Genomic DNA, 7,248 nt, shown 5'->3' with positions numbered 1-7,248 from the left:
AGGACCCGGTCCGTCTGGACCGGGTCCTGTGCTTTGCAGGGCCCGATCCACCTGGACGTGACATGCGTCACACCGCACTACCTGAAGACTCGGCCGATCGCATCGACACCAAGCGGTTTGGACCGATTCCACCAGTGCGGCGCCGGATGGTGACCCGAGATGTGGGCGCCCTCCGGACGCCCGGGCGGGGCCCGGCGGCCGATACGCCACCGGCAATACCCGCCCGTAGCTCACGATCAGGTCGATAGGTTACTCACTGCCCTTTTTGCGGCCAGTGAGGCAGGAGGGATCCTCCTGCGGCAGAACAAGGAGTCTCATTGAACACCCGAGTCACGCGCATCGTGCTCCCCCTCGGTGGCGCCATCGCCGCCAGTGGCATGATCGCCGCGTCCCTCACCACCTCCGCCACCGCCGCGGCGCCGGCCGCCGACGGCATGGCGACCTCCAAGGCGGCCGCGCAGAGCACCGTCAAGTACTGGGCCGCGTCGAACGGCAAGGCGCTGAAGGCCGCCACCCGGTACGGCGAGGACGCCGCCACCCGCAGCAAGATCAAGCTGGGCGGTGGCGACGCTGAGCCGGACGGCAAGTCCGGCCAGGTCGCGCCGATCGGCCAGGAGAAGATCACCCCGACCCGGGCGCGGAACGTCAACCTGCCGCGCACCCTCGGCAAGGTGTTCTTCCGGCTGGGCGGCAAGCACTACTTCTGCTCGGCGTCGTCGATCCAGTCGAAGTACCGCAACCTGGTCGCCACTGCGGGCCACTGCGTCTACGACACCGACTCCAACCGGGACACCCTGGACCGGTGGGTCTTCATCCCCTCCTACTACCAGGGCAAGACGCCGTACGGCATCTACGTCGGCAAGACCGCGTACACGCACTTCGACTTCGCCAACTTCGAGGACTTCGACCGCGACTACGCGTTCGTCACCGTATACGACGGCATCATGCCGGGCAGCTGGAAGGACACCGGCCGGCTCGGCGACAACGTCGGCGGCCAGGGCTTCGCCTGGAACCAGCGCATCGGCCAGTCGGTCCACGCGTTCGGCTACCCGGCGGCGCCGCACCCCGACGGCGACAAGCCCTTCACCGGCCAGACGCCGAAGCTCTGCTACGGCAAGACCTACGCGGCGGCCGCGGTCGCCGACTTCAAGGCCGAAGAGCAGATCGCGATCAAGTGCAGCATGACCCCGGGCGCCTCCGGCGGCCCGTGGATCGCGCAGTACAGCAGCAGCAAGCGGCTCGGTTACATCAACGGTGTGACCAGCCTGGTGGGCGACCGGGACGGCAACGACCGGTACGACTTCGCCACCTCGCCGTACTTCGACAGCGAGACCTACTCGATCTACAAGCAGGCCGCCAACGCGTGGTCCGGCAAGATCGGCAGGTGATCGCCCCACGCCGCAGGGCGTGACGGCGTGACGGGGGCCCGGCTTCGGCCGGGCCCTTCCCGTTTCCGGACACCCGGGCCGGCCTCGCCGCCCGCCCTGATCAATGCCCTGCTGGCGGCCGCCGGTGCGGACGGGGCCGGATCACTCGGCTGGATCGTCCCTTGCTGGGCCGGTCAGGCGGCCGGGGCCAGCTCGTCGGCCCGGCGGACCAGCGCGGCCACCTCGGCGTGGTCGCGCAGCGGCGCCAGCCGGCGGCGCAGGTCGGCGACGTAGGAGCGGGTGCGCACCGACTGCAGGCCGGCGGCCAGGTCGAGCGCCGCGCCGCCGGCCGTGCAGGCCGGTTCGACCTCCCCGCACAGCACGTGTCCCGAGGCGAGCAGCGACAGGTTGAACATCCGCCCGCGGACGTACCGGCCGTCCATCCGCAGCGACTTGTGCGCGTAGCGGACCGCCCGAGGACCGTCACCGAGGTCGCGGAAGCAGTGCGCGTACTTGGCGGCCAGGTAGGCCTCGTCGAAGTAGCGGATCCACTCCGGCTCCTCCCCCGGCCGGCGCCGGTCGAAGGCGAGATCGGCCTGGTGCAGCGCTGCCGCGCAGGCGGTGCCGTCGCCGAGCGCGGCGTGCGCGTGCGCCTGCAACACGTGCGACTCGGCCAGCAGCGCCGGGACGTCCACCTCGCGGGCCGCGACCTGCACCGCGCGGGCCAGGTCGAGGCCGTGCCGCGGCCGGCCGACGTAGATGGCCTGGTGTGCCAGCCCGGCGAGGATCTCGCCGCCGAGGCCCTGGTCGCCCGCGCCGCGCGCCAGGCTGAGCGCCTGCAGCAGGTAGCGCTGCGCCAGCCCGTGCTGCTCCAGGTCGTAGGCCATCCAGCCGGCCACCCGGGTGGCCTCGGCGGCGGCCGCGGCCAGGTCGCGCCCGGTGGCCTCGTCGTAGTGGCCGTCCTTGAGCAGCGGGGTGACCGTCGAATCGAGGTACTTCACCACCGCCGACCGCACCCGGCCGCCGCCGAAGCGGTTGTCGAGGTCGCCGAACGAGCGGGTGACCTCGCGGATGGCGGTGACGTCGGCGGCGCCGACCCGGCGCGGTCCGGTGGCGCTCGGCGCGGCGGCCGGCGGCGCGGTCAGCCAGCCCAGCGCGCCCGCCGAGCCGGCGCCGACGGCGAAGGTGGAATCGAGCAGGAACCGGCGCCGTTCCATGTCCGCTCTCCATAATGCTGTCACGGTCTCGATGCCCTCCCGCCACGAGTGGCTGAATAGTTGGCCGAGGTCGAGGGGCGTGGCTCCCCCCGCCATGCCGAGGTCCTCCGTGCCGAGCCGCCGGCCGAGCCTGGCGGCGAAGATCTCCGCGAGCAGCGCCGGCACCGGTTCGCGCGGTTGCTGGCCGCCCAGCCAGCGCAGCACCGAGCTGTGGTCGTACCTCAGCCCGGTGAGGCCGCGGGCCGCGCCGAGGTCGTTCAGCCGGCGGGCCAGGCCCTTGTGCGAGAAGCCGGCCTCAGCGAGGAGGAGGCGCAGGTGGTGGTTGGGCTCGCGTCGCATCGCGTTTCCTTCACGAGCAGTAGGTGGATCGTGATCAGGCTCCGGCCGCCGCAAGCCCCCCTCGCACACACACGCCCTTCGTGCACACCCTTGCCCGGCAGGTGACGGAGGGTTTTTGTTATAGCACGTTGCGTTACCAGGGCGCGGGCATTCCCGGACTTGACCTTCAGGGAGCGGCAGGAGATGACCAGGGACCGGTTGTACGACTGGGACGTCTACACGGGGCGGGAGCCGGGCCGGTGGAGCGCGCGCGGCGTGACCGACGACGAGTGCCGGGCGGCCGACCGGATCAGCACGGCGTTCGCGGCGCTGCCGCATGGCACCTGCGCGTGGGCGGAGATCACCCGGGTGCGGCTGGATCCGGCGTGCCTGGCCCCCCGGGAGCGCGTGGCCGGTGAGCGCCGGGCCGCCGTGCGGCTGTGGGACGGCTGCGTCATCTGGTCGCTGCCGCGCCGGCTGTCCCGGACGTCGTCGCGGCATCCGCCGGGCGTCCGGACGCGGCTCGCCCACCGGCACCCGGCCTGAGCCGGGCATGCGGCGGCCGGCGCGCGGCACCGGGTGCGGTGCCGGACGCCGGCCGGGGCGGATGGGGCGGCGGCGGGTGGGTCAGCGGCGGGCGACGCCGTCCTGGCGGGCCTGCTCGGCGACGGCGGCGGTGACCGCGGGGGCGACCCGGGGGTCGAACGGGCTGGGGATCACGTAGTCGGCGGACAGGTCGTCCCCGACCACCGCGGCCAGGGCCTCGGCGGCGGCGACCTTCATGTTCTCGGTGATGGTGGTGGCGCGGACGTCCAGCGCGCCGCGGAAGACGCCGGGGAAGGCCAGCACGTTGTTGATCTGGTTGGGGAAGTCGGAGCGCCCGGTGGCGACCACCCGGGCGTACCGGCGGGCCACGTCGGGGAGGATCTCCGGGGTGGGGTTGGACAGCGCGAACACGATCGAGTCGCGGGCCATGCCGGCCACCGCGCTCTCCGGCAGCGTCGAGCCCGACAGGCCGACGAAGACGTCCGCGCCGGCCAGCGCCTCCTCGGTGGAGCCGGTGAAGCCGGCCCGGTTGGTCCGCCGGGCGAGCGCCTCCTTGTACGGGTTCAGCCCGTCGCGGCCCTGGTAGATGACGCCCTTGGAGTCGGAGACCGCGACGTCGCCGATGCCGGCGTTGATCAGCATGTTGGTGACGGCCACCCCGGAGGCGCCGGCCCCGGCGACCACCGCGCGCAGCTCGCCGAGCGGCCGGCCGGTCAGCCGGGCGGCGTTGGTCAGCGCGGCGGTGACGACGATCGCGGTGCCGTGCTGGTCGTCGTGGAAGACCGGGATGTCGAGCAGGTCGCGCAGGCGGTCCTCGACCTCGAAGCAGCGGGGGGCGCTGATGTCCTCCAGGTTGATGCCGCCGAAGGACGGGGCGAGCCGGGCGACCGTCTCGACCAGGGCGTCGACGTCGGTGCAGTCCAGGCAGATCGGCACCGCGTCGACCTCGGCGAACTGCTTGAACAGCAGGGCCTTGCCCTCCATGACCGGCATGGCGGCCGCCGGGCCGATGTCGCCGAGGCCGAGGACGGCGGTGCCGTCGGAGACCACGGCCACCACGCCGCCGGCCCAGGTGTAGTCGTTGGCGAGGTCCGGCTGCTCGGCGATGGCGGTGCACACCCGGGCGACGCCCGGGGTGTAGGCCAGCGACAGGTCACCGGCGTCGCGCACCGGGACGGTCGAGCGGACCTCGAGCTTTCCCCCGCGGTGCATGGCGAACACCGGATCGAGATCGAGGGATTCGAGAGAAGCGGAGAACGGCGTGACTGCCACAGCGACCCCTGTGTCGTAAGGACGGTTTCCTTCGGTGGACGCCGCAGGCGAACGAAGGCCCAGGCTTCGGTAGCCGCCCGGCGGCCGTCGCCGTCGACGGTCGTCTCTTGAGGGGGTACGGGGGTCACCCGTTGCTCGATTGTGCCACATGTCGAGACGCCGGCCGTTGTCGCTTCTCCCACAGTTGTGTGGGATTTTGTCGAGCACTGGACGCGATCACGTGGACAGATCACGATATTTCCCCCTCTTCATGACATACCCGCGGGCCGTTCGCCGGATACCCCCACTCCTCCCTTACCGGTGTCCCCGGGTACCCGAGAAGCGGACGCCGTCGCGCGGGCACCGCCGGGGGCAGTGGCGCCCGGCGGTGCCCGCCGGCCGGACGCGGCTTTCCGGGCGGCACCACGGTGCCGTGGGATACTCGAGGACCCGTCTGGAACAGGTGGAACCCCACGTGGACCTCGCCTCGTACGCCGAGCTGGCGGTGCTCCTGGTCAACAGCGACGATCCCCTCGACTCGCTGGAGGGCGCCCGGCGCCTGCTGGCCGCGGCCGGCCGCGGCCGGCTCGCCGAGCGGCTCACCCGCGCTGACCTGCGGGCGCTGCGCGAGCTGCGGCAGGAGCTGGCCGCCGTCTTCGCCACCGCCGCCCGGGCCCACGAGCGGGAGGCGGTCGAGCGGCTGAACCTGCTGCTGGCCGCCCACCCGGTGCGCCCGCAGATCTCCGCGCACGACGGGCAGCCCTGGCACCTGCACCTCACCGAGGGCGACCGGCCGGCCGCCGAGTACGCCGCGGCCGCGGTGATGGGGCTCGCCGCGCTGGTCACCGAGCTCGGCGTCGACCGGCTCGGCGAATGCCGGGCGACGCCCTGCGGCCGGGTCTACCTGGACACCTCCTCCAACCGGTCCCGCCGCTACTGCTCCGAGCGGTGCGCGAGCCGGGCGAACGTGGCGGCCTACCGGGCCCGCCGCCGCGAGGTGGGCGGGCGGGCCTGACCCGCGTCAGCGGGGGCGCAGCGGCCGGCGGGCCGGCCAGTAGCGCAGCACCACCCGGCCGATCACCAGCTCGTCCGGCACCGCGCCGAAGTCCCAGCTGTCCCGGCGCCCCGGCGCCCGCTGGTTGTCGCTCTCCAGCCACCAGCCGGGCCCGTCCCGCCAGGCGGCCCGCTTCACGATCATCCGGTGCGGATCGTCCGGCAGCCGGGCCAGCACCAGGTCGCCCGGGCGCACCGCGGCGCCGCGGCGCACGACGAGCCAGTCGCCCGGGCACAGCGCCGGCCGCATCGAGTCACCTTCGACGCGGACCCTCATCGATCACATCCCCCGCTTCGTCCAGGAATCAAGGCGAGTAAGTTGGGAACCGGATAGTGCTGTCCGACAATGACTTCAAGGAAGGACACCGATGTTCGCACGACTGCTGCGGCCCGGCCATGTCGCCTCCGCACACTGCGACCTTCCCTGCGGGATCTACGATCCGGCACAGGCGCGCATCGAGGCGGAGTCCGTCAAGGCCATCATGCAGAAGTACGCCGACAACGACGACCCCGTCTTCCGCACGCGTGCGCTCATCATCAAGGAGCAGCGCGCCGAGCTGGTCAAGCACCACCTCTGGGTGCTGTGGACGGACTACTTCAAGCCGCCGCACCTGGAGCAGTACCCCCAGCTGCACCAGCTGTTCTGGGAGGCCACCAAGCTGGCCGGCGCGGCCGGCGGCAAGGGCACCGTCGACGGGTCCAAGGCCGACGAGCTGCTCGCCAAGATCGAGGAAATTTCCAAGATCTTCTGGGAGACCAAGGCCGCCTGAGGCCGGCGCCCAGGTTCTGGCCCCGTGCCGTCGCGGACGCGCGCGGGGCCAGTGGCTTGCCCGGCGGCCGGGGTTTCACCAGGCGGTCCGGGCTCGGCGGCCCGGGCGGCGACCCGGCCGTCCGGACGCCGCGGCCGGGCCGGCACCGACCGGGAAACCGGCCGCATTCCCGCAAGATCATGACTATCGGCGCGTCCCAGTCCTCCACCAGGGGACACGGGACGGTAAGTTGCTAGACAGCGGCTCTGTGCGAGGAGGAACGTGACCGACGAGACGGCGACGCGTGGCCAGGACATCTCCGGCGGCATCGCGGGCATCCGCGACGCGGTGACCGTGCGGCTGCCCGCCGCGAGCGCCTACCTTTCCGTGCTGCGCACGGCCACCGCCGGCCTGGCGGCACGACTCGACTTCACCCTCGACGACATCGAGGATCTGCGGATCGCGGTCGACGAGGCGTGCGCCATGCTGCTGGGCTTCGCCGTGCCCGGCACCGACCTGATCGCCGAGTTCGAGCTGACCGGCCAGGAGATGATCGTCCGGGTGGAGGTGAGCACGGTGGGCCAGGCCGAGCCCAAGCGCGACGACTTCGCGTGGATGGTGCTGACCGCGCTCGCCGACGACGTTGACGCCGAGACCGGCGTCCCGGACCGGATGGGCATCGTGCTGCGCAAGCGCCGGGGCGCGGCGAGGCTGCCGTGACGGAGAAGACCCGCCCTGTGACCGAGA

General features: G+C 72.6%; 8 protein-coding genes. 5 read left to right on the top strand and 3 right to left on the bottom strand.

Going from position 1 to position 7,248, the window contains the following annotated elements; all coding sequences use genetic code 11:
• Positions 1-317: 317 nt before the first annotated feature.
• Positions 318-1,388 (top strand): trypsin-like serine peptidase, encoded by a 1,071-nt coding sequence (locus Sru01_RS32975; RefSeq protein ID WP_239137968.1) that lies wholly within the window; start codon positions 318-320, stop codon positions 1,386-1,388.
• Positions 1,389-1,561: 173 nt separating this feature from the next.
• On the opposite strand, the gene Sru01_RS32970 is transcribed toward Sru01_RS32975, so the two are convergent.
• Positions 1,562-2,923 carry an NsdA family TPR-like regulatory protein gene (locus Sru01_RS32970; protein WP_203994119.1) on the bottom strand — a complete coding sequence of 454 codons (1,362 nt, stop codon included), beginning with the start codon at positions 2,921-2,923 and terminating at the stop codon, positions 1,562-1,564.
• Between the two features lie 183 nt (positions 2,924-3,106).
• On the opposite strand from Sru01_RS32970, the gene Sru01_RS32965 reads away from it, so the two are divergent.
• Positions 3,107-3,448, top strand: coding sequence for a hypothetical protein (locus Sru01_RS32965; RefSeq protein WP_203994118.1), 342 nt, complete (start codon positions 3,107-3,109; stop codon positions 3,446-3,448).
• Positions 3,449-3,529: 81 nt separating this feature from the next.
• Here the strand turns inward: Sru01_RS32965 and Sru01_RS32960 are convergent, their stop codons facing one another.
• Positions 3,530-4,660: an NAD(P)-dependent malic enzyme gene (locus Sru01_RS32960; RefSeq protein WP_203994145.1), complete on the bottom strand. Its 1,131-nt coding sequence runs from the start codon at positions 4,658-4,660 to the stop codon at positions 3,530-3,532.
• Positions 4,661-5,174: 514 nt separating this feature from the next.
• On the opposite strand from Sru01_RS32960, the gene Sru01_RS32955 reads away from it, so the two are divergent.
• Positions 5,175-5,714: a CGNR zinc finger domain-containing protein gene (locus Sru01_RS32955; protein WP_239137966.1), complete on the top strand. Its 540-nt coding sequence runs from the start codon at positions 5,175-5,177 to the stop codon at positions 5,712-5,714.
• 6 nt (positions 5,715-5,720) lie between these two features.
• Here Sru01_RS32955 and Sru01_RS32950 read toward each other — a convergent pair whose 3' ends face one another.
• Positions 5,721-6,029, bottom strand: coding sequence for a S24 family peptidase (locus Sru01_RS32950; protein ID WP_203994116.1), 309 nt, complete (start codon positions 6,027-6,029; stop codon positions 5,721-5,723).
• A 91-nt stretch (positions 6,030-6,120) separates the two neighbouring features.
• Here Sru01_RS32950 and sodN point away from each other — a divergent pair, with 91 nt between their 5' ends.
• The gene (gene sodN / locus Sru01_RS32945; protein WP_203994115.1) at positions 6,121-6,522 is read left to right on the top strand and encodes a superoxide dismutase, Ni; all 402 of its coding nucleotides are present in this window, start codon (positions 6,121-6,123) and stop codon (positions 6,520-6,522) included.
• A 261-nt stretch (positions 6,523-6,783) separates the two neighbouring features.
• Positions 6,784-7,221: an ATP-binding protein gene (locus Sru01_RS32940; protein ID WP_203994113.1), complete on the top strand. Its 438-nt coding sequence runs from the start codon at positions 6,784-6,786 to the stop codon at positions 7,219-7,221.
• Positions 7,222-7,248: the final 27 nt, after the last annotated feature.

Origin of the sequence: Sphaerisporangium rufum (assembly GCF_016863395.1) — a bacterium.
GTDB classification, from domain to species: domain Bacteria; phylum Actinomycetota; class Actinomycetes; order Streptosporangiales; family Streptosporangiaceae; genus Sphaerisporangium; species Sphaerisporangium rufum.
This window is presented reverse-complemented; position numbering and strand designations above follow the sequence as displayed.

Excerpts from the sequence above, each read along its gene's own strand:
- Sru01_RS32970 (WP_203994119.1), bottom strand. The coding sequence starts at position 2,923 with ATGCGACGCGAGCCCAACCACCACCTGCGCCTCCTCCTCGCTGAGGCC.
- Sru01_RS32965 (WP_203994118.1), top strand. The coding sequence starts at position 3,107 with ATGACCAGGGACCGGTTGTACGACTGGGACGTCTACACGGGGCGGGAG.
- Sru01_RS32960 (WP_203994145.1), bottom strand. The coding sequence starts at position 4,660 with ATGCACCGCGGGGGAAAGCTCGAGGTCCGCTCGACCGTCCCGGTGCGC.
- Sru01_RS32950 (WP_203994116.1), bottom strand. The coding sequence starts at position 6,029 with ATGAGGGTCCGCGTCGAAGGTGACTCGATGCGGCCGGCGCTGTGCCCG.
- sodN (WP_203994115.1), top strand. The coding sequence starts at position 6,121 with ATGTTCGCACGACTGCTGCGGCCCGGCCATGTCGCCTCCGCACACTGC.